Genomic DNA, 26,155 nt, shown 5'->3' with positions numbered 1-26,155 from the left:
GGATCAATCCAATACGCTCTGTCTTTCCATGAACCTCCTTTATAAACTCTTACATTATCATTGATCAAAGACGTTCTGTTGTTCGATTTGTCGATGAGTCTAACAATGGCACCCGTTGAGTCCGTAGTTACTTCATGTCTTGGCGAATTGTACATTTGTTTTGTATCAGTTGCTGTACCATCACCATTGTCATCAAAGTTATCAGTATAATAACGTGATGATCTTCTGTCGCCGTCTCTAAAGTTTCTATTATCGCTGGCGTCAAAATTTGTTCTTAAGTAAGCGTCTTCACTGCTAATTGGCACCTGTAATATAGTACCCGGTAAGTTTCTAGGTACAACTTGGCCATTGCTTAACGTATCATAAACAATGTCATCAGAAGTGACCACTTTTACGGTGCCATCTTCATTAATGGCATTCTTGGTATAGACGTTACCACGGTAGTAGTTGAAATCATTGAACTCATCATCAACAATAGGTCTGTAAACATCAGCTACCCATTCGGCAACGTTGCCCGCCATATCATATATTCCAAAATCGTTTGGCAGGTATGATTTTACTTTGTTGGTAATATCAGCCCCATCATCAGACCATCCTGCAATTCCACCATAATCACCTTTACCTTGCTTAAAGTTTGCTAATTGATCTCCTCTAGTTTTTCTTTTACCAGAACGGGTATATTGACCACTCCATGGGTATTTTTTTCTACCACGAATGGCATTGTAGTTTCTTAGTTCATTCAGACCCAATGCGGCATATTCCCACTCCACTTCAGAAGGTAAGCGGTATTCTGGAGATATAATACCTGATTCTCTCTTGGCATATACATTAATAGGGTTGCCATCTGCATCTGTTTGTTGTCTTCTTTTTCCACCTTCAAGAATCTCTGTATTTCCACCATACGTAGAACTTGGAGAATTGATATACGTATCTGTGTTGAAATTGGCATCTGCATTCACATCAGTGATACGTGCATCTCTTTTTAAGAATCCAGCTTTTTCTAAATACAGTTCATTCACTCGATCTGTTCTCCAGTTGGCAAAATCGACGGCTTGAATCCAGCTAACACCAACCACAGGATATTCGCCATAGCCTGGGTGACGTAAATAGTTTTCAGTCATCATTTCACTATAACCAAGTCGGTTTCTCCAAACTAGAGTGTCTGGTAAAGCACTTTGATAAATCAATTTGAAACTGGGATCATCTGGCGGATATACGCGTTTGATCCAATCCAGATACTCTAAGTACATTTTGTTGGTCACCTCACTTTCATCCATATAAAAGGATTGAACATGTTGTTGATTAGGAGTGTTGTTCCAATCGTGCATAGGATCATCCTGCACTTTACCCATGGTAAAGGTTCCACCTTCAACAAAAACTAAACCTGGGGAAGTTTCTTGTTCTTTAAAATTGGTGTTGTATTGAAAACCTCCATTCTTGTCGTTAATTTTCCATCCAGTAGCTCTGGATTGGTTTGACGATGAAGATCTTTTACATCCAACCATTGCTAAAGAGAGCATTAGGGCAAATGCAATCCTTATATTAATGATGTTTTTCATATCCATACTTTTTAAGTAAGCTGATTAAATTTAGTGACGCAATATAGTAATTAAAGAGAAAGTAACAAGCGTTTTTATCAAATAGATTGAAAAAAAGTTGCATTTCATCCCTTTTTTTGAACACGACGTCGGATTTTTAGCGATTTTATCGGTGTTTTCAGTATTTCTATAACGGTGTATAAAAGTAATTATTGTTGTAAATTTGAATTAAAATCAGACACGTTATACTAACAAATGCCTACAAACGTTATTCTTTCTATATAATTAGCGGTTTCAGTTGGTGAGAATAGTATTAGATTGCAGTTATTTTTTGAAAAAGATTTATACAGACTAATGAGAATAAAGTTACTAATACTTTTTGTTTTAATATCAACTTTAGGTTTTTCCCAAGAAAAGCGTTTTGACATTATATGGAATGGCCATATTGCTCTTGAAACAGAATCTTCCGCCATTACAGTACCTTATTTTAATAGAGATCATTTTAGTTTTGATACCAATACCGGGATCAAGTTTTTCGCAGAATGGAGCTCCGAGGGAATGATCAACAAAAATTCGGTGTCACTTACCAAGGTGTCTTATGCTATTATTTCTGCTGATGAACTGCGATCCATTCCTATTGAAACGATCCCGAACGCTCCAAAATTGCATTTTGAAAATACAACATCACGAGATAAAACGCATGCTTACCTTGAAATAACGCCTATTATAAAGGACAACGGCGTGTATAAAAAAATAACTTCTTTTACAATTTCTTATAATATTTCTGCCAGTAGATCTTTTACTGCCTATCCGAATCAAACTCACATTCTCAGTAATTCTGTTCTCAGCTCAGGAAATTGGTACCGATTTTATGTGGACAAATCTGGAGTTTTTAAACTGACCAGAAGTTTTTTGAACGCGCTAGGGGTGAATACGAATTCGGTAGATCCGCGCACGATTAAAATTTTCGGAAATGGAGGCGCCATGTTGCCATTGTCCAATTCAGAACCTTATCCTCTTGACCTTACAGAAAATGCCATAAAGTTTGTGGGAGAAGAAGATGAAGAATTTAATGGCGACGACTATATTTTATTTTATGCTGAAGGACCCACAGGATTTAACGCAGAAAGTAATACCAATAACAATATCTTCACGGATAAGAGTTGTTATTATGTCAATGTGAGTGGGGGTTTAGGGAAACGGATCCAAAATATGTCACAACCTGCAAGCCCTTCAACTTATGTGGTAAATACATTTCAGGATTATCAGTTTCATGAAGTTGATGAGATAAATATTGTACGGGTTGGAAGACGATGGTTTGGTGAACGTTTTGATTTTGAAAACGAAAAGCAATTTGAGTTCAATTTCCCTAATCTTGTTTCTTCTGAGCCAGCACGGGTTAAAATTTTTGCAGCCTCAACCTCTCAAGTCTCAACCAGCATGGCAGTTAAGGTCAATTCAAATGTAGTGGCAAATTTTGCATTTTCACCTATCAGTTCACCAATCCTGGCAGATGGAAAGTTCTTTAATAGCAATGTCATGTTAACTACTTCCAATGTTGTGGTCAATCTCAATTACAACAATTCAGGAATTCCAACGTCTCATGGGTATTTAGACTATATATCCATTGAAGCTACGCGAGGTCTGATTTTTGAAGGTGAGCAATTTATATTTACGAACCATCAGGTGGCCAATACACCTGGAATTGTTGAGTATAACTTGACCAATGCTGCTTCTGTTTCAGAAATTTGGGATATCAGCAATAAATATGAGGTGACAGCTTTCGCCAATACTGAGAGGAATTCAGTATTGAATTTTAAATCCATTTCCGGAATATCAAAAACTTACCTGGCGGTAACACCTTCAGATTATTATGAGCCATTAAGAGAAAATAAAACTAGTGTTAGCAATCAAAATATTAAAGGCACCATTTTTAAGGATGAACAAGGTCAATTTAAAGATGTTGATTACCTCATCATTTCCCCGAACAATTTAGTTGCACAAGCTGAGCGCTTGGCCCAAATAAACAGAACACAAAACAATCTCAACGTCAAAGTTGTGACCCTCGATGAAATTTACACCGAGTTCAGTTCGGGCAACCAGGATGTCTCTGCAATCCGGAATCTGGTGCGCTATGTCTATCACAATGCGAGTGCACCAGATAAACGACTAAAATATCTATGCCTTTTTGGAGACGCCTCATTTGATTATAAAGACCGAATTCCCAACAACACCAATATTGTTCCTTCTTGGCACTCATTGGATAGCTTTAGTTTGACCAATGCCTTTATTTCTGATGATTTTTTTGGCATGATGGATTTTAACGAAGGTGACATGAGCTCATCAAATAAGCTAGATATTGCCGTGGGAAGGATTTTGGCGGAAACGCCGCAACGCGCCAAAGAAATGGTGGATAAAATTGAGTTGTACTATCAAGATGAATCCTACGGAAGTTGGCGTAATAACGTCGTGGTGGTCTCTGATGACGTTGATGTGGCATGGGAAAGTGTGCTTCAGGAAACTACCGATGAAATAGGCAGAAACATTACTGCTGAAAAGCCATTCTTAAACGTGGTCAAAATCCATTCAGATGCTTACCAACAAGAAGCCTCAGCCAGTGGTGAACGTTATCCCGCCGTAAACAAAGCCATAAAGGATGCTGTTGAAGTGGGCGCCTTGGTGGTCAATTATTTTGGTCATGGGGGTGAGGACGGTTTGGCCTCAGAACGTATTTTTGATAAAAACGATTCACAAGAAATAAGGAACACTTGTAAGTTTAACTGTTTTGTGACGGTTACTTGCGAGTATACCCGTTTTGACAATCCCTTTCGCCCCACCGCGGGAGAGTATACCTATTGGAATCCACAAGGAGGTGCCATCGCATTGATTACCACCACACGCCAAATTTTTGTTAGTGTTGGTGTGACCTTTAATATACAGTTGGAGAAATATCTTTTTGGTTTCGGTTCAAACGAGTATCCTACCATGGCTGAAGCTTTACGGCTTACAAAAACTGATCCTACCATTTCTGGAATCCAACAAAGACGTTTGGTTTTTTTTATAGGTGATCCGGCAATGAAATTGGCCTTCGCAAAACCTAGTATTCAATTGACCAAAATAAACGATATCCCATTAGGGCAAAGCAATGATACTTTAAAAGCACTGAGTAAAATTAAAATGTCAGGAGAGGTTTTGGACCCTTCGGGGAATTTAATGACCGGTTACAACGGGGTGCTCACTGCCACAATTTTTGATAAGGACATCCAGCGTCAAACATTGGCCAATAACAATATCAGCCAGAATGGCCAATTGATTAAAATGGATTTCACCACATTGGGCGAAAAAATATTTATAGGACAAGCTACCGTGGCCAATGGCCATTTTGATTTTGAGTTTGTGGTTCCAAGAGATGTTGGGGTTCCTGTTGGTAAAGGAAAAGTCAGTCTCTATGCAAAATCAAATACGCCCTTACAAGATCAAGCGGGTTCAAGTTTTGAGATATTAGTGGGAGGGATCAATGAAAATGCTGAAACAGATAACATCGGGCCAATTGTTAAGCTTTACATGAATGACGAAAGTTTTGTTTCCGGTGGTATTACCAATGAAGCGCCTACGCTTTTGGCAAAACTCGAAGATCGTAATGGAATCAATACCGCAAGTGGTATTGGCCATGATATTGTCGCCATTATTGATGGGGATGAAACCAATCCGTTTGTATTGAATGATTATTATAGAGCTCAGGTAGACGATTATACTAAAGGAGAAGTTACCTATCCTTTTCGTGATTTGGAGCCTGGACTTCATACGTTGACCCTTAAAGCTTGGGATGTTTATAACAACTCTGGGGTTGCTGAAATTCAATTTGTGGTGCATGATAAAGATGAAGAACTGAAGATTGAAAACGTTCTAAATTATCCTAATCCATTCATAAATTACACAGAATTTTGGTTCAATCACAATAGTTCGCAACCTTTAGACGTTTCAATACAGATATTCACTATTTCCGGGAAGCTTGTCAAAACCATAAATAGTCAAACCAATGCAGGCGGATGTTGTAATGAAGGTGCTTCGGCACTTTCAAGAGATATTGTTTGGGACGGTCGTGATGATTTTGGAGATAAAATTGGGAAAGGAGTCTATGTCTATAAACTAAAAGTAAGATCCAATCAGCTGAATAAGCAGGTTGAGAAGATCCAGAAACTTGTAATACTTTAACAATTATTAATAATTTAAATTTGCTAAATACATGTTGCGTAAGCACCATGTATAATTCTAACAACCTTATGAAAAAATACGCACTAGCCCTTCTCACGTTAACCATTTATAATCTTTCGTTTGCACAGGAAACTATCATTTTTGATAATCAGTCGAAAGTCATAACTACCGGAGTTCCATTTTTGTTAATTGCTGCCGATGCACGTGCTGCGGGTATGGGAGATATAGGCGTTGCCACATCTGTTGATGCTTTTTCCCAGCAATGGAACCAGTCAAAATATGCATTTTCTGAAGCAAAATCAGGAATTGGTGTGAGTTACACTCCCTATTTAAGCAAATTGGTCAATGATATTTTTTTAGGAAATGTCAGCTACTTCAATAGAATCAATGAAGGAAGTGCCTTTGCGGTGAGTTTCAAATACTTCAGTCTGGGTGAAATTGAGTTGGTACAGGATGAAAATTCTAATCCCCTTATTGCCAAACCCAATGAGATGACAATTGATGCGTCATATGCCTTAAGATTGGGCACTCAGTTTTCTATGGCCGTTGGGTTGCGCTATTTGCGATCTGATTTAAAAATTCAAGCCTTGGATAATTCTGCAGAGGCTGCAAGTTCAGTAGCGGCGGATATTTCTGGATTTTATCAGAGCGAAGAACAAGCCTATGATAGTTTTAACGGAAGAACCCGATTAGGCTTTGCCATTCAAAATATTGGGCCAAAGATTAAGTATGATGATGCTGGAAGAGAAAGCTTTCTGCCAACAACCTTAAGACTGGGTGGAGGTTTCGATTTTATTTTCGATGAATATAATACCTTGGCCTTAACCGGGGAAGTTACTAAATTGCTAGTGCCATCACCTCCAGTTATGGGATTTGTTGATTTAGATGGTGATGGGAAACAAGCTACTGATGGGAGTGAGCCAGCAATTATTGTAGAAGGCAAATCTCAAGATGTGAATTTTCTTAAAGGGATGTTTCAATCATTTAGTGATGCCCCAGGAGGGTTCAGTGAAGAGTTAAAGGAATTTACTTGGGCTTTGGGAGCAGAATATCAATATCAGGACTCCTTTGCTTTCCGGGCAGGTTACTTTAATGAAAGCGATGAGAAAGGTGCTCGTAAGTTTTTTGCGTTAGGAGCAGGGTTCAAATACACTACCATCAATATTGACATGTCTTATTTGTTCTCAGCTTCAAAAGTTCAAAGTCCGTTGGAAAATACCTTGCGTTTTTCTCTGACCTTCAATTTTGGAGATAAAACGTACAGAGAATACTAGAAGACCTTTTAAATAAATTACAGAAAAACTATTGCTATTATAAAGCAATAGTTTTTTTGTCTAAAAAAGTGTCGTATTTTTAAAAATAGATAAAAAACCTATGAAGGAAATTAAAATTGAAACCCTGCTTAACGTTTATGAAACTTTAGATGAACTTCCCAAAGATGTTGTTGATTTGATGACAAGGGCCATGGAAGCCAGGGAAAAGTCCTATTCACCCTACTCCAATTTTAGTGTAGGTACAGCACTTCTTCTTGAAAACAACGAAATCATCACCGGTAGCAATCAAGAAAATGCCTCTTACCCATCAGGTTTGTGTGCGGAAAGAACGGCAATTTTTTATGCAGGATCGCAATTTCCCGATGTCACCATCAAGCGTATGGCGATAATTGCTGGTTCACGAGTGAAGACTACGGACCAACCGATTCCGCCATGTGGCGCATGCCGTCAATCTATTGCAGAATATGAAATAAAGCAAGATGCGCCTATTGAAATCTACTTTATGGGAGAAAAGGGAAAGGTCGTCCGATCACATTCTTTAGCAAATCTCCTTCCATTGGTGTTTGATAAAACAGTTCTATAACGATTTCGTAGAAGTTTTACGATTTTCAGCTTTTTCATTACTGGTTAATGTGTTACTTTTGTTATCCGTTTAGTGAAATACAACTTTTTGGAAGTTTAAAGGACAAACCATAAATTGATCGTTGAATTAATTCTGATTTCATCAGGGTTTTCAGCTCTCTAAACTCGAAACTATATTAGTATTTAATTTTTTAGAAATTATTTCGGATGCAAAAGATAACTAAGGAGGTTTACCTCAAATGGTATGAAGACATGTTGTTCTGGAGAAAGTTTGAAGACAAACTTGCTGCCGTTTATATTCAACAGAAAGTAAGAGGTTTTCTTCATTTATATAATGGGCAAGAAGCTGTTTTGGCTGGAGCATTGCACGCTATGGATTTGACAAAGGATAAGATGATTACTGCTTATCGTAACCACGTCCAGCCAATAGGCATGGGCGAGGATCCAAAACGGGTAATGGCGGAGTTATATGGTAAAGCCACGGGAACTTCTCAAGGTCTTGGAGGATCCATGCATATCTTCTCAAAGGAACATCGTTTTTACGGCGGTCACGGGATTGTTGGAGGTCAAATTCCATTAGGTGCTGGGATAGCTTTTGGTGATAAATACCATGGAATTGACGCTGTCACTTTATGTTGTTTTGGCGATGGTGCAGCGCGCCAAGGGTCGTTACATGAAGCTTTTAACATGGCTATGCTATGGAAATTGCCAGTGGTATTTGTTTGTGAAAACAACGGATATGCCATGGGAACCTCGGTAGCACGTTCTGCCAATCATACAGAAATATGGAAATTAGGTTTAGGTTATGAAATGCCCTGCGGACCTGTTGACGGAATGAATCCGGTAAAAGTGGCAGAAGCCTTTGACGAAGCCATCCAACGTGCACGACGTGGTGATGGACCAACATTTTTGGAGTTGAAAACATACCGATACAGAGGCCACTCCATGAGTGATGCCCAAAGTTATAGAACCAAAGATGAGGTAAAGGAATATCAAAAAATTGATCCAATCACCCAAGTGAAAGAGGTTATTCTGGAGAAAAAATATGCCACGGAAGAGGACCTTAAAGTAATTGACAAACGAGTCAAGGAGCTCGTAGCAGAATGTGAGAAATTCGCTGATGAATCTCCTTATCCAGAAAAAAGCGTCATGTATGATGCTGTTTATGAGCAGGAAGATTATCCATTTATACAACACAAAATATAAGCTATGGCAGAAGTAATAAATATGCCGCGTTTGAGTGACACCATGGAAGAAGGAACCGTGGCAACGTGGTTGAAAAAAGTAGGAGATAAGATAGAGGAAGGTGATATTTTGGCTGAAATTGAAACCGATAAGGCGACGATGGAGTTTGAATCTTTTCATGAAGGCACGTTACTTTATATAGGTATTCAAGAAGGAGAGACCACTAAGGTGGACGAATTATTGGCCATAATTGGAGAAGAAGGCGAAGATATTTCTGATTTAATTGATGGTGGTTCTTCTGATAAAAAGGAAGAAAAATCAGAAGAGAAATCTTCTGAAAAGGAATCGAAAGAAGAGGATGATTCAGAAAGTGAATCGGATAAGGAAGATATTTCTGAAGCGGAAGATACTTCTGAAGAGAAAGATACTTCTGGTGAATTACCAGAAGGCGTTACAGTAGTGACCATGCCACGATTGAGTGATACGATGGAAGAAGGAACTGTAGCAACATGGCTTAAAAAAGTAGGAGATAAAGTTGAAGAAGGAGATATCCTTGCAGAAATTGAAACGGATAAGGCAACGATGGAATTTGAATCCTTTCAATCGGGTACCTTACTTTTTATAGGATTAGAAGAGGGCGAATCAGCAAAAGTTGATTCTTTATTGGCCATCATTGGACCTGAAGGGACTGATGCTGCTGCCATTGCCAAAAGCCACCAATCAAAAGGTTCAGCTAAAAAACAAGATGCACGTAAGAAGGAAAGTGCTGATTCTGCTAAAAAAGAAACATCTAAAACAGCTGCTAAAGAAGAAAAGAAAGAAGTTTCAACTTCAAGTTCATCCAGTTCAAGTTCAGATGGTAGTCGTGTATTTGTATCGCCTTTGGCCCGGAGAATGGCTGAAGAAAAAGGGATCAATTTATCTCAAGTAAAGGGTTCAGGAGAAAATGGACGCGTTATCAAACGTGATATTGAAAATTATACCCCTGAGGTAAGCGCTGCTCCAGCCGCAGTTGGACAAGTTGCCGCCGGACAAGAAGATTTTATTGAGAAACCAAACTCGCAAATGCGTAAAGTGATTGCAAAACGTTTGGCAGAATCTAAATTTACGGCGCCTCATTATTATTTGAACGTGGAGTTTGATATGGATAAGGCCATTGCTTTTAGAACACAGGTCAATGCCATCCCAGATACAAAAATCTCGTTTAATGATATGATCGTTAAGGCTTGTGCCTTGGCATTGAAACAATTTCCACAAGTCAATTCGCAGTGGTTTGATGATAAAATCCGATTAAACAATCACGTACATATTGGTGTAGCGGTGGCAGTTGAAGACGGGTTGGTAGTGCCAGTAGTAAGATTTGCAGATGCGCTAAGTTTGTCGGAAATCGGTGCGAAGGTCAAAGACTATGCAGGACGTTCTAGAAGCAAAAAATTGACGCCGCAAGAAATGGAAGGCAGTACCTTTACCATTTCTAATTTAGGGATGTTTGGTATTGAGAGTTTCACCTCCATTATCAATCAGCCTAATTCGGCAATCTTGTCGGTAGGTGCCATCGTTGAAAAACCAGTGGTTAAAAACGGACAGATAGTTGTGGGCCATACCATGAAACTTTCTTTGGCATGTGATCATAGAACAGTTGATGGAGCTACTGGAGCAGAGTTTTTGCAAACCTTGAAAGGATTTGTTGAAAATCCAATTTCGATGTTGGTGTAAGGTGTGAGCATTTATATAAGGCTTGAGATAAGCTCCGAAAAGAAGCATATACATGAGTCATTGAAAATATGAAAATCCTGTTTCAATATTAAGAAACAGGTTTTTTTTTAGTGAAACCCAAAACTCAAGATCAAAACACATGGGTTTTATATGGGTTGCACGAATAGTTATCTTGGTTATCCTACTGTTTTATTGGGAGAATCAAACATAAACAACATTTAGCATGAAGAACATTTTTTTAGTTGGAATCCTCTTAGTCATGGTTTCTTGCAAGAAGAAATTTCAGGCAGCTCCTGAAAATAAAAGTAACGAACTTGCAACAGCCGAAATGCCAACTGCAAAAGAGACTTTAAATTTCGTAACCAGTGCTGAGCTTAGAGAAACCGTATTTTATTTGGCTTCTGATGAACTGCGTGGTCGGTCAACCGGCTCAGCAGGCATTGAGAAAGCGGCGGTTTATATAGAGGACAAATTCAAATCATATCATGTCGCTCCGTATTTTGAAACCTATCGTGATCATTATAAGGCACAAGGGATGGAGGCATCCAATGTTGTGGGATATATTGAAGGTAATGATCCTGAATTGAAGAAAGAATTTATTATTCTGGGTGCGCACTATGACCATATCGGAATTGTAAAAGCTGTAGATGGCGATTCCATTGCCAACGGTGCCAACGACGACGCATCCGGTGTAGCAGCTGTGTTGGCCATGGCGCGTTATTTTGCTACTAAGAAAAACAATAAACGCAGCATTCTATTTACACTTTACTCTGGTGAAGAAATAGGCTTGTTAGGTTCAAAACATTTAGCAGAACGCTTAAAAGAAGAGAACATTAACCTTTACACCATGATCAATTTTGAAATGATTGGTGTCCCGATGGTCGACAAGGATTATGAAGCTTACTTTACCGGCTTTGATTTATCTAACATGGCAACAAAAATGAATGGTTATGTGGATTTCAAGCTTTTGGGTGAATTACCAAAAGCAAAGGAATTTCAGCTTTTTTACCGTTCGGATAATTATTCGTTTTTTAAAGTTTTCAACAAACCTGCACACGCGATTTCCACTTTTGATTTTACTAATTTTGACCATTACCATAAAGTTGGAGATGAAGCGGAATTATTGAATTATGAATTTATGGCTGACTTGGTGAATAAATTACTTCCAGCATTTGAGACCATGAGCAATACAACAACCCAAGAAATAAAATTGAATGAGTAAAAATATCGTTATCACAGGAACTAGTAGGGGAATTGGCTATGAATTGGTGAAATTATTTGCCAAACAAGGGCATCAGGTGCTGGCATTGTCTAGAAATGATGGCCCTGTAAAAGCCTTGAAGTTGAAGAATGTAAAGGCCTTTTGTTTTGATTTGGGAGATGCTGAAGCTTACTTGAAAGTGCAAGATTATATTTCTGAACATTGGCAACATGTGGATGTTTTGATCAACAACGCAGGGCACGTGCTCAATAAGCCTTTTGAAAAAACCACGGTCAGCGATTTTGAAGAAGTCTACCGTACTAATGTTTTTGGGATGGCAGAGTTGACAAGGATCCTTATTCCCGTTATGGCAGAGCATAGTCATGTGGTTACCATGAGTTCCATGGGAGGTGTGCAGGGCAGTATGAAATTTCCAGGACTTGCCGCCTATAGTTCTAGTAAAGCTGCAGTAATTACCTTAACGGAATTGCTTGCCGAAGAATATAAGGATTCTGGTATTTCGTTTAACGTATTGGCATTGGGTGCGGTTCAGACCGAAATGTTGGAAGAAGCTTTTCCAGGTTATAAGGCCCCGATAACACCAGAGGAAATAGCGGAATATATTGTTGATTTTTCATTAAAAGGGCAAAAATTTTATAATGGAAAACTACTTCAAGTTTCTAATTCTACTCCTTAATTATGTCTAAGTATAAGTGTGTTATTTTTGATTGTGACGGTGTTCTGGTCGATAGTGAACCTATTGCCAATCAAGTCCTGGTTGAAATGGCAAATGAATATGGCGCCAATATCGATTTGGATTATGCTTTGCGAAATTTTAAAGGCACTTCCATGCAGAACTGTTATGCTCAAGTTGCGGAATTGGCCACTCAAAGATTGCCAGATGATTTCATGCCAAGTTTCAGGGAGCGAAGTTTTGAATCGTTTAGAAAAAACATTCAACCTGTAGATGGTGTCACTGAGGTTATTGAAAACCTGGATATCCCGTTTTGCGTGGCCTCCAGCGGACCTGAAAATAAGATTCGGCTTAATTTAGAATTAACGGGATTATTACCCCATTTTGAAGGCAATATTTTTAGCTGTTTTACAGTTCGTAAATGGAAGCCAGATCCCGCTGTTTTTCTTTGGGCTGCAGAATCCATGGGTTTTCATCCCAGCGAATGCTTGGTCATTGAAGACAGTATGAGTGGGGTTAAGGCCGCTTTAAACGGAGGTTTTGATGTCTTTGGATTTACCGCGCACGATTATAATAATGAACTTGAAGGAAACGCCACATTAACTTTAATGAGATGTCACAACTCTTAAAGTTGATGAATTAAATTATCCTTTTGAAGGGAAAGAGATCCTATTCACGTGTGTTTTTTCAACTTACAGACTTTGTAAAACCTATTGGATCTTGGTTAGGGCTGAACCCTTATGTGCCGCAATATGATCGGTTTTGTCACTTTTAATTTCATACTGTGGTTCCTCTTTATTGGCATGATGCGTATAGCCCTTATAGTCGAAATCGGAATGGTGGACTTTTGTGATTTTCCCTGAGACCTGCCCCGCTTCAGAATTCCATTTGACATGATCTCCAACTTTAAATTTTGTCATAATCGTTGTGCATTTCTGATTCCTAAAAATGTTTTTTATAAATAGTCCCGGACTTTAGCGGCATCAGTCTTGGTCCTTAATTCTATCAACGAAGCAATCTTAATTATTTTCTATATATTTTTCATGACATTTTCCGTAATCCGATCGCATCGGCTAAATCCGAATTCATAAATGTTTTTATCATGAGCGACTTCAAAAAGTTTGTCTTTTAACATCTCTTTTGAACGGTGCAAACGCACTTTTACATTGGACAGTGTTAAATCTAAGATTACCGAGATTTCATTTAAACTCATGCCTTCCATTTCCTTCATCATATATACAATTTTATATTTGGCGTCTAAGTGGTCGATCGCGTTTTCCAACAGTTGTTTTGCTTCCTTTTGTATCATTCTTTCATGCGGATTCAATTGCTTATTATCTGGAATTTCTAAAATGCTGTTTTTTTTAAAATGTTCAGCGTGCTGATAAATATAAAACAGCTTTCCTTTCTCTTTTATTCTCGCCAACGCTTCGTTGATGGCTATACGAATGAGCCATGTAGAAAATGAAGCCTCCAGTTTAAATTGGTACAACTTGGTAAATCCTTTGATATAACTGTTTTGCATGATGTCCTCAATTTCGGCTTCATCACTGAGATAGCTTCTTATAACGCGATACAGTTTTTGGTTGTTTCGCCTTACCAATATCTCATAGAGTTCTTTTTCTCCAGAAAGAATACGTCTGATAATTTCAGGTTCTTCTAACTGTTGTCGATTAATTGTATTAATGCTTATGGCTTCCATCGTTTCATGATTTTTGTTTTAGATAGATAAAACGACTAAAAGTTACAAAATTTTGTATCCTTTTTCAGGATTGACCATCAAAATATTGTAATAAGTTTTTAAAAATCGTAAAATCATGGATTCAAATGTACAGTCAGTAAGAACTATTTTAAAATACACTTATGGTCTCGTCCCAATTGTGGCTGGATTGGATAAATTCGCGAATTTCTTGACCGATTGGACGCAGTACCTGTCAGATGGAATGGTAGAAATCCTTCCTTTTGAGCCTTCAGTTTTTATGATGATTATTGGTGTAATTGAGATTGTGGCCGGAGTTTTAGTCCTAACAAAAACCAATTTTGGAGCGTATCTCGTTTCAGGGTGGTTGGTGCTGATTGCTTTAACCTTAATTGTTAGCGGGATTTATTTAGATGTTGCGGTTAGAGATGTTGTTATGGCGATAGGTGCGTTTTCATTGGCAAAATTGTCAGAAAACAAGTTTAAAGCTCGAACTTAAAAATTCAGAGCTATCCTATAACTCGAATCATGCTTTGCAGATTGGAGTTTATGGTTTGCGAAGAATGCGTAAAAGATATGTTTTTGTCTGATGTAAATAGGATCGTCCCCATAAGATCAAAGTCATCTCTATGAAGGAGTAGGAGGATCTAACTTTCTTCTACGACCAATTTGAAGCTGATTTCAATCTCATCTGATACCACAACCAGACCGAACATTTTTTTGGGTGCTTCCAATTTGAAATCTTTTATATTCAATTTAAGTTTTCCGGAAATCAACCAATTCTCCATATTTTGGAAAGTTGTTTCCATGTGATAGGATTTTGTTAATCCGGCTATTTCGATATCAATTAGCGCATCAGCCATATTTTTTTTGTCCGATTTCAAATTGATCTGTTTTAAGGTCAGAGAAATTCGAGGGTAGATGTCTGATTGTAATAAGCCGTGAAAATCCTTGTTAATCCCTTTTCCTCCGCAATCAAATCCATTGTTTTCTAAAATGATTACGGACTTTTCAAATTTGATGATGTCCTGTTCTTTTTCATAATGAATGCGAATGGGCTTATTAAGATTCTGAATTTCATATTCGCAGGTAAAATCCTTAACATTACTAGTGCCATTGATCTGTAATTCACTTTTTGGAGTAATGCGTACCGTTTTACTGTTTTTTACAGTATTTATTTTGGAAAAAGAAACCAAAATTAGAAACGGTAAAATAAAAAGAAATCTTTTCATGGTTCTGTTTGTTTTTCGGTTACAATATATTTAAAAAAAACTAACCTCATTCATTTAGTGGATGACTAAATAAATGAGGTTAGCTACTATAAACACTACTATGTTTGTTAGAAACTAATTATAGCCTCAGCCATTAGTCCGTTAAATTTACCCTCATTAAATATGCTTCCAACGTTGTAACCGTCGTGCTTTTGATTTACGTATTCAGCTTTAAGAAGAATATTTCTGGTCATAAACCAACCTGCAGCAAGTTGAAATCTTGAAATATCAACATCACTTCCACTAATATCTTCAGAGTCTACTTTGTTATAACGACCACCTACATAAAAGTTTTCCGTGTTACCAAATCTGTAAATCAACTCACCAGCATATTGTTTTGCAACTCTTTTTTCTGGTTCAGCAGCACCTTTTCCTTTAGCTGTTTCAAATGTTCCGAAGAACTCCAAGCCTTTATACTTTACGAAAGGGTTGATCATGATAGCAGTGATTTGATTGCTCAATCTTGGATCATAACGTCCAGATCTAAAATTACCTGCAGTTGTAGCCGTGCTAGGTTCAAGTACTAAATAATATCTAGAACCCGCTCTGTCCGCACCGTATAGGTATGAGTTGGCAACTTTACCTGTATTGTAGATAGATCCCGTCAATCTTAGACGTAAATCATTATCCAGTTGCTTGTCATATCCCAACTTGGCTAAGAATGAAGCACCGCCAGTATCAGGTTTGTCAACAGATTGGTTCAGTTTTCCGTTAGTAAAACCAACCATTCCAAGAAACCCCTCTCTTTGGTAATACACTTCAGCACCTACTTCTGTCGTAAACGCATCCATAATTAGGTTGCCTACAAAAGGGTTGTAAATGGCTTGGGCATTATCACTTCTTCTGAAATGGGCATCACCATAGTTGTTTTCCATGTGTCCAACTTTAATGGTGGCATATTTCATGATGTCCTCCATAAAACCTGGCTTTATGAATTCAAGTTTATCAATTTGGAAATAACCTCCTTTTACATAAGGTTCTGGATGGTGACGTGAAGATAAATAGGTGCGTAAGTGCATTCTAATTCCATCATATAATACGACATCCAAATCTAAGTTTGCTGTTGCCAAGTTGAAGTTTGAACCGATTTTAATCAGCTCAATTGCTCCAGAGTTTTCATGGTCAACCGCTTGAAACTGAAGCGTAGATGACCCTCCAATTCTTACTTTAACATTTTCAAAAGTAGAGATGGTGTCTTTAGGAGCCTCAAAAACATTAATGCCTCCTTTGTCTGGCTCTCTGTAATTATCAATACTTCTGTTGTTTTTTTGTGCATTCATATTCACTCCTACAAGAAGTAATAATGCGATTACTGAATTTCTGATTGATTTTTTCATTAGTGTAAGTTTAATTTTATTTCTTTTTATTTGTTTAGCACAGTGCTGAATGTGATTGTTATTTCATCTCCTGTGGTAATGGTGCCCAACAGTGCTTTAGGAGGTGTGATGCCAAAGTCGGTCATTTTAAAGGTTTTCTTTCCATTTAAGGTTACTTTACTGGAAGATACTGCCATATCTAAATTTAGGGTCATCTTTTTGGTGACACCAGCGATGCTTAAGTTTCCAACCACTTCAGTTTTATAATTGTCATTTCCTGTAGACTTAATGTCTTTCACTTCAGTAAGCTGAAAGGTGATAGATTTATATTTGCCAGTATTTAATGCTTTGTAGGTGTTTTTGTCCATTCCACCTTTTCCACTTTTAAGGCTTTCTGAAGTCACATCCAAAGTCAGTTTTTCGATCTTCAATTCCTTTGCAGTATTCAGCACAATTTGACCTTTTTGCTGTTCGGCATCAATATCCCAGTCATGTAAACTTGAAGTGCCAGATACAGTAAGTTTTGAAGCCTGATTGTTCAAGTTGTAGGTTTGTGAAAAAACTTGTGGCGTTGATAAAATGAACACAAACAAGAGGCTCAAAAGAGTTTTGGTGATGTTTTTAGTAGTAATCATAATAGTATGTTTTAGTATTATGATGCAAAGTTGAGAAATATATTATCCTTAGATTATGATAAATATCATGACTGGAATTTTACGAAATTCTTGTCTTCAATGTGAAGAATTGTAAAAAGGGAAGATATGGAAGAAAGAGAAACGGAGAGCTTTGGTTCGCTAATGGTTAAGGTGGGGGTTCTCACTAATTCTTAGAAAGTGTACATTATTTTTAGTTTAAAAGAGAAGAAAATTTTTTTTTTAAAAATCAAAATAATGACCTCTACATGGAATAATGACCTATAGGAATTAGGCATTCGAAAGATGCTCAGCAGAAAAAGATCTGAGGAAATCTTCTCCATCCGCGTCACTCGCATGAACGAACGGGCAGGTCAGCGCTCCAATAGGATCTAGTCCTCAAAAACCCTTAATCTATTCTTTGCGGCTAGCAATTCACGCTGTAAATCATGAATTTTTTCTAAAAGATTCAATACCGTGTCAATACCTTCAAAGTTTATATGTAAATCTTGGTGTAATCTTACTATCGATTCTAGATTCTTGATTTGTTTTTGATGAATGAAAGGGGATTTTTCAATGGTCGTTATTTCAATTAATCCATAGTCGTTCAAACCTTGAAAGAATGAAGTTTCCACTTTATAATAGGTGCATAAAGTTTCTATTGGAATATAGGTTTCTGTACTCATGATTTTAAATTTTTAAGTTCCTTGAACAGTTCTTTCTCTCTAGCAGAAAGGTTCGTTGGCATTTGAATGTCGTAGGTAATATAAAGATCACCAAAACGTCCTTCCTTCTTATAAACTGGGAAGCCCTTTCCTTTTAACTTCACTTTAGTGCCATTCTGGGTTTCAGGTTTTATTTTTAATTTCACTTTTCCGTCAAACGTATCCACAGTAATTTCACCGCCTAAAATTGCCGTATAGAGATCAATAGATTCGTTAGAATACAAATCGGAGCCATCGCGTTTAAATTTTGTACTATTGCTAATATTGAATTGAATCAACAAATCGCCGTGTGGTCCTCCGTTGGCGCCAGGTCCACCTTTACCCGCTATCTTGATGACCTGACCGTTTTCCACTCCTGCAGGAATGGTCAATCTCATATTTTTACCATTAACTGTCAGGACTCTTTTATGGGTTTCATAAATATCTCTCAGGTCTAATTGCAATTCTGCATTAAAATCTTGTCCTCTAAAGCCGGCTGATCTTCCGCGACCTCTTGAGGCGCCTCCACCTCCAAACATCGATTCGAAAAAATCGGAGAAATCACCTTCTGAGAAAGTGGCACCACCAAAGCCACCTGCTCCTTGTTGCTGGTATTGCCTTTGAGATTGTTGTTGGCGCTGCGCTTGTTCATAAGCGTCACCATGTTGCCAATCTTTACCGTACGTATCATATTTTTTTCGCTTTTCAGGATCACTTAAAACTTCATTAGCTTCATTGATTTCCTTGAACTTTTGTTCGGCAGCTTTATCATTCGGATTGACGTCTGGGTGATGTTTTCTTGCCAATTTGCGATATGCTTTTTTGATCTCTGCGGCTGTGGCAGATTTATTAAGGCCCAATACTTTGTAATAGTCTATAAATGCCATGTTTTGTAAATTCTTTTTTAAGAGATTTGAATTTTGTGTTATTAAATTTTAATACTTACTGGATTGCAACCCTTCGGTTCACCCATTTATTGTAATATAAGGCCTAAGCTCCTATAACATCGGTCAATTTATAAAATATTGTTTTCCTAAATTTACAAAAATCTTTAAACAATCTCATCAAATCTCTTAATTTTGCCCCTATGCATAATACCCTTCAAGAATACATTCCTCATCAGGCAATTCCTGATGTGATAGAACTTCTAAATCATGATAATTTGGTCGTGAAAATCAAGAACGAACGAAAAACACGTCACGGAGATTATCGAAAATTACCGAATAACAAACACCAAATTACCATAAATTCAAATTTGAACCACTATCGGTTCTTGATAACATTAATTCATGAAATCGCTCATTTTGAAGCTTACAAAAGCTATGGGAGATATATAAAACCACATGGAAAGGAATGGAAACATACCTTTCAGAAATTGATGTTGCCCTTTCTGAATCCAAATATATTTCCAAATGAATTACTGCCGCTTCTGGCAAAGCATTTTAGAAATCCAAAAGCCAGCAGTGACACCGATGTTAAATTGGCATTGGCCTTAAAACAATTTGATCCTCCAAACGATAAAACTTATATTTTTGAAGTGCCCTTGGGGAGAGAGTTCAGACTTTATAATGGGCGCATTTTCAGAAAGGGTGTTAAAAGACGTACACGTCATGAAGGTGTAGAAGTTGCATCAGGAAAGTTGTATCTTTTCAACCCAAATGCTGAGGTGGAATTGGTGGACAGTTTTCAATCGCAGTAAAGATTGAAGTCTGAATAACTTCAACGACCAAGGAAGTATTCGCAAAAAAATAGACAACATTCGTTCTACTTATACAATAAGAAATATAAATAATGAAGAATAATTATTACGCGATATTAATGGCAGGAGGAGTAGGATCACGATTTTGGCCCGTGAGCACAAAAGGTTTTCCAAAACAATTCCATGATATGTTGGGAACAGGGGATACGCTTATTCAGAAAACTTTTCACCGACTCGCACAGTTGATTCCGAAAGAAAATATTTTCATTCTAACCAATGCCATTTATGAAGATTTGGTGTTTCAGCAATTACCTACAGTTACTAAAAGACAAGTGCTATTAGAGCCGGCCATGCGCAATACGGCACCTTGTATCTTATACGCTTCCTTAAAGATACAAAAGGATAACCCTGATGCGGTAATGATTGTGGCTCCTAGTGATCATTGGATTGAGGACGAAGCCAAATTCACCCAAAACGTACAACAGGCTTTTGATTTTTGTGAAAACAATGATGCGCTAATGACCCTTGGCATTCAGCCTACCTTCCCAAATACCGGTTTTGGGTATATTGAATATGACCAATCCTCAAATGAAGCCATAAAACCTGTGCACCAATTTAGGGAAAAGCCCGATTATGAAACCGCAAAATCTTTTATCAAACAAGGTAATTTTTTATGGAATGCAGGGATTTTTATGTGGAGTGTGAAAAGTGTTGTGAAGGCCTTTCAGTTTCATCAACCTCAATTGTTTGAGCTGTTTGAAAAAGGAATCGGAATTTATAACACCGATGATGAAGATCTTTTTATAGCAGAAAATTATGGGAAATCAGCAAATATTTCTGTGGATTACGCCATTATGGAATCGTCCCAGAATGTCTATGTGCTGCCCGCCGAATTTGATTGGAATGACCTGGGAACCTGGGGAAGTTTATACGATAAACTTGAGAAAGATCACAACCAGAATGCAGTGGTCAATGCACGAACCTTAACTGAAGATTCCAAGGGAAATATGATTATGACGAAAGACAATAAAATCGTTGTTGTGGACGGACTGAAAGATTATATTATTGTTGACAAAGACGAAGTTTTGCTTATATTTCCGAAGTCAAAAGAACAAGACATCAAGCAGACGTTACAAAAGGTCAAAGATAAGTTTGGAGAAAATTATGGATAACCAACAAGAAAACAAATTCAATTTTTCTGAAGACGAAACTTCAAGTCGGCAAGATAAGGCTGTAGAAGCGTCAAAAAAAGCTGTAAAGAAAGAAGCCAAAGGTTTGTGGGAGAGTGTTAAGACATTCTTTAGTGATTTGTTGGATTTTCGTGAGGATACCGATAGAGATGCTACTGTGGCAGCCATTCAAGGTGACATCCCGTTTAAAGGTGCGACGGCTTGGATTCTCATTTGTTCAATTTTTGTGGCCTCTATTGGTTTAAATGCCAACTCTGCGGCTGTCGTTATTGGTGCCATGTTAATTTCTCCATTGATGGGCCCAATTTTAGGGGTTGGTCTCTCTATTGCCATTAATGATATTGATACCTTAAAACGATCTTTGATCAATTTGGTCATTATGATTGTTTTGAGTTTGGCCACCGCGTTTTTGTTCTTTAAATTCTTTCCTCTCAGCGAAGATACTTCTGAATTACTAGGACGTGTTAAACCTGATATCCGTGACGTATTGATTGCCTTTTTTGGTGGTTTGGCCTTGATTATTGCCCGAACAAAAAAAGGAACCATTGCCTCAGTAATCTTTGGTGTGGCCATTGCCACTGCATTGATGCCCCCTTTGTGTACAGCTGGGTATGGCTTGGCAAAGGGTAATATGGAGTACTTTTTAGGAGCCATGTATTTGTTCACTATCAATACTATTTTTATAGCCTTGGCAACTTTTATCGTGGTGAAAATATTAGGTTTTCCAATGCTTAAATATGCCAATTCAGCAAAGAGAAAACGGATTTCCAGAATTGCAACGGCGGTTGCAGTGATTGTAATGATTCCGGCAATTTTTACGTTTATTGACGTCTGGGGGCAGAGCAAATTTGAGAATGGCGCCCAAGCATTTATTAATAAGGAGCTTGATCAACTGCCACATCCTGATTTTATGAAGGCAAATGCCATAGCTACTTATTCTACTACAAAAGGAGAACCGTCTACTTTAGAACTGAATACTTTTGGGTTGGATCAAATTCCTGATAACACCATCTCTGTACTAAGGGGACGGTTAAAGGATTATCCCGCTCTTGCAAACACACGGTTGATTATTAATCAAAATCGCTCTAAAAATTTAGACAACCTTCGTTACATGTCGCAATTGCGTTTCCGGGATTCTCTAGATTTACTTTCCCAAGCAGAAAAGATTACGTTTCTTGAGGACAGGGTGAGACGGTTGGGGAAATACGAAGCATTACAAATACCCTTTGTGGAATTGACCAAAGAGGTTAAGATCAACTATGAGGATATTGAGCGGTTATCCTATTCGAGTGTGATATCAACCAATTTTGAAAAGTTGGATACCATTGCAGAGTTTACTGTAAAATGGAAAGACCAGGTAAAGGATGATGTTATTGCCAAAGAGCAGGATAAATTGAAGCGTTGGCTCCAACAAAAATACAAATTGGATACTTTGGTCGTGAGACGGCAATAAATAAGATTTTGGAGGGTTTGTGTTTGCTGATTAAGGTGGGAAGACAGGTTAAGAAACAATGAGTTCAGAGTCAGTAGTGTCCGATAAAAAAATCAAGACCGCTGCGCTATAAGAATCAAGAACCAAGACCAAACAGCTTAGAACATTCAAAATTTGGCTTTTAAAATTTAAAGCTCGACGGAATTAGCATATTTTTGTTATTTTCCTCAATAGATTAAAAATGACGGTAATGCTAAAGAAACTCTCCGAAAGCCTTTAATGGTCAGACTTTTAGAGGATCATTGAATTTTAACCGGACAACATTGAGTTATTGGTTATGAGTTTTGCGTTTGAGAGTGACGGATGACTTAAGACGGATGACTGACTGCGTTCAGAGTTATGAGTTTCTGGGTTCATATGTGTAGGAGTTAGCGCTGAGTTATGAGTTTAGTCATACTGACGAGCTCTGCCGACAGAAAACTGCTAACTGAAAACTGCCACTGCCCACTTAAAAATAACCTACTGATCCTCATCCAAATACATCTTTTGTACACGTTTGAACAGATCTGAAGAATACACAAAATCCGTCACCGCTTCATTGTCCGTCTTAAATATGTTTTTATTTGAGCCTTCCCATTCTTTAAGTCCGTCTTTTAAAAAGATGATTTTTTCACCAATTTCCATAACCGAATTCATGTCGTGGGTGTTGATGATTGTGGTGATGTCGTATTCGTGCGTAATTTCTTGAATCAAATTATCGATAACCGTGGCCGTTCTAGGGTCCAATCCGGAGTTGGGTTCATCACAAAATAAATATCTGGGTTGGTTGACAATTGCCCTTGCAATTGCTACACGTTTTTGCATTCCACCAGAAGCTTCACTAGGCAATTTGTTATGTGCATCATCAAGATTAACCCTTTTTAGGACAATCTCTACCCGATCATTCATTTCACTTTTGCTTTGTTTTGTAAACATTCGCAACGGAAATTTGACGTTCTCGGCAATAGTCATAGAGTCAAAAAGAGCACTTCCTTGAAATACCATGCCCATTTTTGATCTTAGGTCACTTTTTTCGTCGGGTGTCAAATCTGAATAATCAGTGCCATCATATATAATAGAGCCTTGATCAGGCGTAAATAAACCTAATAATGTTTTTAGAAAAACCGTCTTTCCGGAGCCACTTTGCCCAATGACCAGGTTGGTTTTTCCTTTTTCAAATGTAGTGCTGATGCCTTTTAGAATTTTGGAATCACCAAAAGATTTATGGATATCATTGACTTCAATCATTAGCTTAACATCATTTGGGTTAATATATAGTTGAGTAGAATAATGGCCACACTAGTCCAGACGAAAGAGGTAGTACTTGCTTTACCAACTTCTAGGGCGCCACCTTTCATATAGTAGCCGTAGTAGGATGGAATGGTGGCCAATAAAAAAGCAAAAACGAATGTCTTGATAAATGCATACGTCATATGAAACGGAATAAAATCCATTTGGATACCCGAGATATAATCATCAAAAGAAACAAAACCTCCAATAACCGAAGCTGCTAATCCCCCTAGAATTCCTAAAAACATGGCAATAGAAATCAAAAACGGATATAACATCAGTGCAATAAATTTAGGAAACACCAAGTAGTTAATGGCATTGATTCCCATCACTTCAAGGGCGTCAATTTGTTCGGTAACGCGCATCGTCCCAATACTTGAGGTGATAAAAGACCCAACTTTTCCTGCCATAATAATGGAGATGAAGGTGGGTGCAAACTCTAAAATGACCGACTGTCGGGTTGCAAAACCCACCAAGGTTTTAGGAATGAGTGGGCTGGTCATGTTCAAGGCTGTTTGGATGGTCACTACACCTCCTACAAAAAATGCGATAAATGCAACAATCCCTAGAGAATTAATAATTAAATCATCAATATCCTTAAAAATTAAATGCCGCATAACTGACCATTTGGTGGGTTTGCGGAACATTTCTTTTATCATCAAAAAATATTGACCAATATTATGTAGGTAGCTCATATGATATTTTGTTACTGCTAAAGTAAAGAAAACTGTGGCTTATTTAACCTCAATTTAAATTTTTCATTCTATAAAAAGCTGTATTTTTGATATTTGAACCCAACTTAAACATAATGAAAAATTTAATTTCCAGTATTCTTCTCGCGTTGTTTTTTGCCTCTAGCTTTCAAGCACAACAAGGGAATTCTAAAAACAAGACCAACAAAGATAATACTATTCAAACGCAAACAAAATTAATTGTTGGCATTGTTGTAGACCAAATGCGTTATGATTATTTGACCCGTTTTTATGATAAATATGGCGATGGTGGTTTTAAACGTATGATGACTGAAGGTTTCAATTGCCAAAACCACCATTTTAATTATGTACCAACATATACCGCGCCAGGTCATGCCTCTGTTTATACTGGAACCACGCCAAAATATCACGGCATAATTGGGAATAATTGGTATGATAAGGACATTAAAACATCAGTGTATTGTACAGATGATGATGGTGTGGAACCAGTTGGTACTGAGCATAAGGCAGGAAAAATGTCGCCGTACCGTATGAAGACTACCACTTTTGCAGATGAAAACAGATTATTCACTCAAATGCGAGGGAAGACCATTGGGATTGCACTTAAAGATAGAGGCGCCATTCTTCCTGCTGGCCATACCGCAAATGCAGCCTATTGGTTTCATGGTGCAGATGAAGGCCGCTGGATTTCCAGTACTTTTTATATGACTGAATTACCAAAATGGGTGCAAGATTTCAATAATTCAAATCAGGCAAATTCTTATTTTAAAGTATGGAATACCTTATATGATATTTCAACCTATACCGAAAGTGCCCCTGATCATAATGCCTTTGAAGGTGGATTTAAAGGTAAGGAAACTGCAACCTTTCCTTACGATTTAGCGGCCTTAAAAGACCAGAACGGGGGATTCGAAATTCTTAAAGCAACGCCTTATGGCAATAACTTGACCACGGACTTTGCATTAGCGGCCATTGAGGGTGAAAGCTTGGGGAAAGATGAGTTCACAGATGTTTTGGCAATCAGTTACTCAAGTCCTGATTATGTAGGTCATAATTTTGGGGTAAGTTCTAAAGAGGTTCAAGACACCTATTTACGTCTTGATAAAGATTTAGAGCGTTTGTTTAAAGGTTTAGATGCTAAGGTTGGTAAAGGAAATTACACGGTTTTCTTAACGGCAGATCATGCTGCGGTTGAGGTACCATCTTACCTGAAAAGTTTAAAGATTCCTGCTGGTTACGTTGATAACAAAACATTCAGGGAAAAAGTGCATGCCTTTTTGAAAGTAGCTTATAAAGCCGATGAACTTATAGAAAATATCAGTAATAACCAGATTTTTTTAAACAGAGCGAAACTATATGAAATGGGACTGAAGCTTGAAGACGTTCAACAAGCCATCATTAATGAAATCATCACCTATGAACATATCGATAAGGCTTATTCGGGAATGTCAATGACCCAATCATCCTTTACTAAAGGAATTGAGGAATTGATCCAAAACGGATACGACCAAAAGCGATCAGGTGATGTCATTTATGTTTTCGAACCTGCCGTTCTTTCATATAGTTTAACGGGATCCTCTCATGGCTCTTCATTCAACTATGATACCCACGTACCGCTTTTGTTTTTCGGAAACGGTATAAAACATGGTCAGAGTCTGAAAAAAACCCATATCACTGATATTGCTCCGACCATTTCTGCCATATTGGGCATTAGCTTTCCAAATGCTGCCACCGGTCAACCTTTAGAATTTGTTTTAGAATAGTC

General features: G+C 37.8%; 23 protein-coding genes. 13 read left to right on the top strand and 10 right to left on the bottom strand.

The features are described 5' to 3' along the window. Nucleotides 1-1,565: gliding motility lipoprotein GldJ (gene gldJ / locus VLZ86_RS07950; RefSeq protein WP_325450096.1), on the bottom strand; the 1,565-nt coding region annotated here is incomplete at its 3' end. Between the two features lie 327 nt (nucleotides 1,566-1,892). On the opposite strand from gldJ, the gene porU reads away from it, so the two are divergent. From porU to VLZ86_RS07910, 8 genes are all read left to right on the top strand, one after another. Beyond that, nucleotides 1,893-5,753: a type IX secretion system sortase PorU gene (gene porU / locus VLZ86_RS07945; RefSeq protein ID WP_325450095.1), complete on the top strand. Its 3,861-nt coding sequence runs from the start codon at nucleotides 1,893-1,895 to the stop codon at nucleotides 5,751-5,753. Between the two features lie 68 nt (nucleotides 5,754-5,821). Then, entirely contained in the window at nucleotides 5,822-7,027 is a 1,206-nt protein-coding gene (gene porV / locus VLZ86_RS07940; RefSeq protein ID WP_325450094.1) for a type IX secretion system outer membrane channel protein PorV, read from the top strand. 100 nt (nucleotides 7,028-7,127) lie between these two features. Continuing rightward, complete coding sequence (gene cdd, locus VLZ86_RS07935) at nucleotides 7,128-7,610, top strand: cytidine deaminase (protein ID WP_325450093.1); 483 nt, start codon at nucleotides 7,128-7,130, stop codon at nucleotides 7,608-7,610. Nucleotides 7,611-7,816: 206 nt separating this feature from the next. Further along, nucleotides 7,817-8,815, top strand: coding sequence for a pyruvate dehydrogenase (acetyl-transferring) E1 component subunit alpha (gene pdhA / locus VLZ86_RS07930; RefSeq protein WP_325450092.1), 999 nt, complete (start codon nucleotides 7,817-7,819; stop codon nucleotides 8,813-8,815). 3 nt (nucleotides 8,816-8,818) lie between these two features. Beyond that, nucleotides 8,819-10,510, top strand: a complete 1,692-nt coding sequence (locus tag VLZ86_RS07925) for a pyruvate dehydrogenase complex dihydrolipoamide acetyltransferase (RefSeq protein WP_325450091.1) — start codon at nucleotides 8,819-8,821, stop codon at nucleotides 10,508-10,510. 223 nt (nucleotides 10,511-10,733) lie between these two features. After that, nucleotides 10,734-11,732 (top strand): M28 family metallopeptidase, encoded by a 999-nt coding sequence (locus tag VLZ86_RS07920; RefSeq protein WP_325450090.1) that lies wholly within the window; start codon nucleotides 10,734-10,736, stop codon nucleotides 11,730-11,732. After that, nucleotides 11,725-12,408, top strand: a complete 684-nt coding sequence (locus tag VLZ86_RS07915) for an SDR family oxidoreductase (protein WP_325450089.1) — start codon at nucleotides 11,725-11,727, stop codon at nucleotides 12,406-12,408. Before VLZ86_RS07920 ends, VLZ86_RS07915 begins: the two co-directional genes overlap by 8 nt. A gap of 2 nt (nucleotides 12,409-12,410) precedes the next feature. Further along, entirely contained in the window at nucleotides 12,411-13,034 is a 624-nt protein-coding gene (locus tag VLZ86_RS07910; protein WP_325450088.1) for an HAD family hydrolase, read from the top strand. An 81-nt stretch (nucleotides 13,035-13,115) separates the two neighbouring features. Here VLZ86_RS07910 and VLZ86_RS07905 read toward each other — a convergent pair whose 3' ends face one another. Then, a complete protein-coding gene (locus VLZ86_RS07905; RefSeq protein WP_325450087.1) occupies nucleotides 13,116-13,325 on the bottom strand; it encodes a DUF2945 domain-containing protein in 210 nt (69 codons plus the stop codon). Between the two features lie 110 nt (nucleotides 13,326-13,435). After that, nucleotides 13,436-14,107 carry an RNA polymerase sigma factor gene (locus tag VLZ86_RS07900; protein WP_325450086.1) on the bottom strand — a complete coding sequence of 224 codons (672 nt, stop codon included), beginning with the start codon at nucleotides 14,105-14,107 and terminating at the stop codon, nucleotides 13,436-13,438. Between the two features lie 115 nt (nucleotides 14,108-14,222). On the opposite strand from VLZ86_RS07900, the gene VLZ86_RS07895 reads away from it, so the two are divergent. After that, nucleotides 14,223-14,603, top strand: coding sequence for a hypothetical protein (locus VLZ86_RS07895; RefSeq protein ID WP_325450085.1), 381 nt, complete (start codon nucleotides 14,223-14,225; stop codon nucleotides 14,601-14,603). Nucleotides 14,604-14,751: 148 nt separating this feature from the next. Here the strand turns inward: VLZ86_RS07895 and VLZ86_RS07890 are convergent, their stop codons facing one another. From VLZ86_RS07890 to VLZ86_RS07870, 5 genes are all read right to left on the bottom strand, one after another. Next, complete coding sequence (locus tag VLZ86_RS07890) at nucleotides 14,752-15,336, bottom strand: YceI family protein (RefSeq protein WP_325450084.1); 585 nt, start codon at nucleotides 15,334-15,336, stop codon at nucleotides 14,752-14,754. 107 nt (nucleotides 15,337-15,443) lie between these two features. Then, entirely contained in the window at nucleotides 15,444-16,712 is a 1,269-nt protein-coding gene (locus tag VLZ86_RS07885; RefSeq protein WP_325450083.1) for a hypothetical protein, read from the bottom strand. 26 nt (nucleotides 16,713-16,738) lie between these two features. Further along, a complete protein-coding gene (locus VLZ86_RS07880) occupies nucleotides 16,739-17,326 on the bottom strand; it encodes a YceI family protein (protein ID WP_325450082.1) in 588 nt (195 codons plus the stop codon). Nucleotides 17,327-17,715: 389 nt separating this feature from the next. Further along, complete coding sequence (locus VLZ86_RS07875; protein ID WP_325450081.1) at nucleotides 17,716-18,009, bottom strand: chaperone modulator CbpM; 294 nt, start codon at nucleotides 18,007-18,009, stop codon at nucleotides 17,716-17,718. After that, complete coding sequence (locus tag VLZ86_RS07870) at nucleotides 18,006-18,914, bottom strand: J domain-containing protein (protein WP_325450080.1); 909 nt, start codon at nucleotides 18,912-18,914, stop codon at nucleotides 18,006-18,008. Before VLZ86_RS07870 ends, VLZ86_RS07875 begins: the two co-directional genes overlap by 4 nt. A gap of 200 nt (nucleotides 18,915-19,114) precedes the next feature. Between VLZ86_RS07870 and VLZ86_RS07865 the strand changes: the two genes are divergently transcribed. From VLZ86_RS07865 to VLZ86_RS07855, 3 genes are all read left to right on the top strand, one after another. After that, nucleotides 19,115-19,726: a SprT-like domain-containing protein gene (locus VLZ86_RS07865; RefSeq protein WP_325450079.1), complete on the top strand. Its 612-nt coding sequence runs from the start codon at nucleotides 19,115-19,117 to the stop codon at nucleotides 19,724-19,726. A 92-nt stretch (nucleotides 19,727-19,818) separates the two neighbouring features. Then, complete coding sequence (locus tag VLZ86_RS07860) at nucleotides 19,819-20,898, top strand: mannose-1-phosphate guanylyltransferase (protein ID WP_325450078.1); 1,080 nt, start codon at nucleotides 19,819-19,821, stop codon at nucleotides 20,896-20,898. Then, on the top strand, nucleotides 20,891-22,369 hold the full coding sequence (locus tag VLZ86_RS07855) for a DUF389 domain-containing protein (protein ID WP_325450077.1): 1,479 nt from the start codon (nucleotides 20,891-20,893) through the stop codon (nucleotides 22,367-22,369). The genes VLZ86_RS07860 and VLZ86_RS07855 overlap by 8 nt, the downstream gene beginning before the upstream one ends. Before the next feature lie 498 nt (nucleotides 22,370-22,867). On the opposite strand, the gene VLZ86_RS07850 is transcribed toward VLZ86_RS07855, so the two are convergent. Both VLZ86_RS07850 and VLZ86_RS07845 read right to left on the bottom strand, forming a co-directional pair. Beyond that, on the bottom strand, nucleotides 22,868-23,635 hold the full coding sequence (locus tag VLZ86_RS07850; protein WP_325450076.1) for an ABC transporter ATP-binding protein: 768 nt from the start codon (nucleotides 23,633-23,635) through the stop codon (nucleotides 22,868-22,870). Next, a complete protein-coding gene (locus VLZ86_RS07845) occupies nucleotides 23,635-24,372 on the bottom strand; it encodes an ABC transporter permease (protein ID WP_325450075.1) in 738 nt (245 codons plus the stop codon). The genes VLZ86_RS07850 and VLZ86_RS07845 overlap by 1 nt, the downstream gene beginning before the upstream one ends. A 113-nt stretch (nucleotides 24,373-24,485) precedes the next feature. Here VLZ86_RS07845 and pafA point away from each other — a divergent pair, with 113 nt between their 5' ends. After that, the gene (pafA, locus tag VLZ86_RS07840) at nucleotides 24,486-26,153 is read left to right on the top strand and encodes an alkaline phosphatase PafA (protein WP_325450074.1); all 1,668 of its coding nucleotides are present in this window, start codon (nucleotides 24,486-24,488) and stop codon (nucleotides 26,151-26,153) included. Nucleotides 26,154-26,155: the final 2 nt, after the last annotated feature.

The organism is Gelidibacter sp., from assembly GCF_035515035.1.
GTDB lineage: Bacteria > Bacteroidota > Bacteroidia > Flavobacteriales > Flavobacteriaceae > Gelidibacter.
This window is presented reverse-complemented; position numbering and strand designations above follow the sequence as displayed.

What these genes read in the sequence shown, in the direction of transcription:
- porU (WP_325450095.1), top strand. Translation starts at nt 1,893, where the DNA reads ATGAGAATAAAGTTACTAATACTTTTTGTTTTAATATCAACTTTAGGT.
- porV (WP_325450094.1), top strand. Translation starts at nt 5,822, where the DNA reads ATGAAAAAATACGCACTAGCCCTTCTCACGTTAACCATTTATAATCTT.
- cdd (WP_325450093.1), top strand. Translation starts at nt 7,128, where the DNA reads ATGAAGGAAATTAAAATTGAAACCCTGCTTAACGTTTATGAAACTTTA.
- pdhA (WP_325450092.1), top strand. Translation starts at nt 7,817, where the DNA reads ATGCAAAAGATAACTAAGGAGGTTTACCTCAAATGGTATGAAGACATG.
- VLZ86_RS07925 (WP_325450091.1), top strand. Translation starts at nt 8,819, where the DNA reads ATGGCAGAAGTAATAAATATGCCGCGTTTGAGTGACACCATGGAAGAA.
- VLZ86_RS07920 (WP_325450090.1), top strand. Translation starts at nt 10,734, where the DNA reads ATGAAGAACATTTTTTTAGTTGGAATCCTCTTAGTCATGGTTTCTTGC.
- VLZ86_RS07915 (WP_325450089.1), top strand. Translation starts at nt 11,725, where the DNA reads ATGAGTAAAAATATCGTTATCACAGGAACTAGTAGGGGAATTGGCTAT.
- VLZ86_RS07910 (WP_325450088.1), top strand. Translation starts at nt 12,411, where the DNA reads ATGTCTAAGTATAAGTGTGTTATTTTTGATTGTGACGGTGTTCTGGTC.
- VLZ86_RS07905 (WP_325450087.1), bottom strand. Translation starts at nt 13,325, where the DNA reads ATGACAAAATTTAAAGTTGGAGATCATGTCAAATGGAATTCTGAAGCG.
- VLZ86_RS07900 (WP_325450086.1), bottom strand. Translation starts at nt 14,107, where the DNA reads ATGGAAGCCATAAGCATTAATACAATTAATCGACAACAGTTAGAAGAA.
- VLZ86_RS07895 (WP_325450085.1), top strand. Translation starts at nt 14,223, where the DNA reads ATGGATTCAAATGTACAGTCAGTAAGAACTATTTTAAAATACACTTAT.
- VLZ86_RS07890 (WP_325450084.1), bottom strand. Translation starts at nt 15,336, where the DNA reads ATGAAAAGATTTCTTTTTATTTTACCGTTTCTAATTTTGGTTTCTTTT.
- VLZ86_RS07885 (WP_325450083.1), bottom strand. Translation starts at nt 16,712, where the DNA reads ATGAAAAAATCAATCAGAAATTCAGTAATCGCATTATTACTTCTTGTA.
- VLZ86_RS07880 (WP_325450082.1), bottom strand. Translation starts at nt 17,326, where the DNA reads ATGATTACTACTAAAAACATCACCAAAACTCTTTTGAGCCTCTTGTTT.
- VLZ86_RS07875 (WP_325450081.1), bottom strand. Translation starts at nt 18,009, where the DNA reads ATGAGTACAGAAACCTATATTCCAATAGAAACTTTATGCACCTATTAT.
- VLZ86_RS07870 (WP_325450080.1), bottom strand. Translation starts at nt 18,914, where the DNA reads ATGGCATTTATAGACTATTACAAAGTATTGGGCCTTAATAAATCTGCC.
- VLZ86_RS07865 (WP_325450079.1), top strand. Translation starts at nt 19,115, where the DNA reads ATGCATAATACCCTTCAAGAATACATTCCTCATCAGGCAATTCCTGAT.
- VLZ86_RS07860 (WP_325450078.1), top strand. Translation starts at nt 19,819, where the DNA reads ATGAAGAATAATTATTACGCGATATTAATGGCAGGAGGAGTAGGATCA.
- VLZ86_RS07855 (WP_325450077.1), top strand. Translation starts at nt 20,891, where the DNA reads ATGGATAACCAACAAGAAAACAAATTCAATTTTTCTGAAGACGAAACT.
- VLZ86_RS07850 (WP_325450076.1), bottom strand. Translation starts at nt 23,635, where the DNA reads ATGATTGAAGTCAATGATATCCATAAATCTTTTGGTGATTCCAAAATT.
- VLZ86_RS07845 (WP_325450075.1), bottom strand. Translation starts at nt 24,372, where the DNA reads ATGAGCTACCTACATAATATTGGTCAATATTTTTTGATGATAAAAGAA.
- pafA (WP_325450074.1), top strand. Translation starts at nt 24,486, where the DNA reads ATGAAAAATTTAATTTCCAGTATTCTTCTCGCGTTGTTTTTTGCCTCT.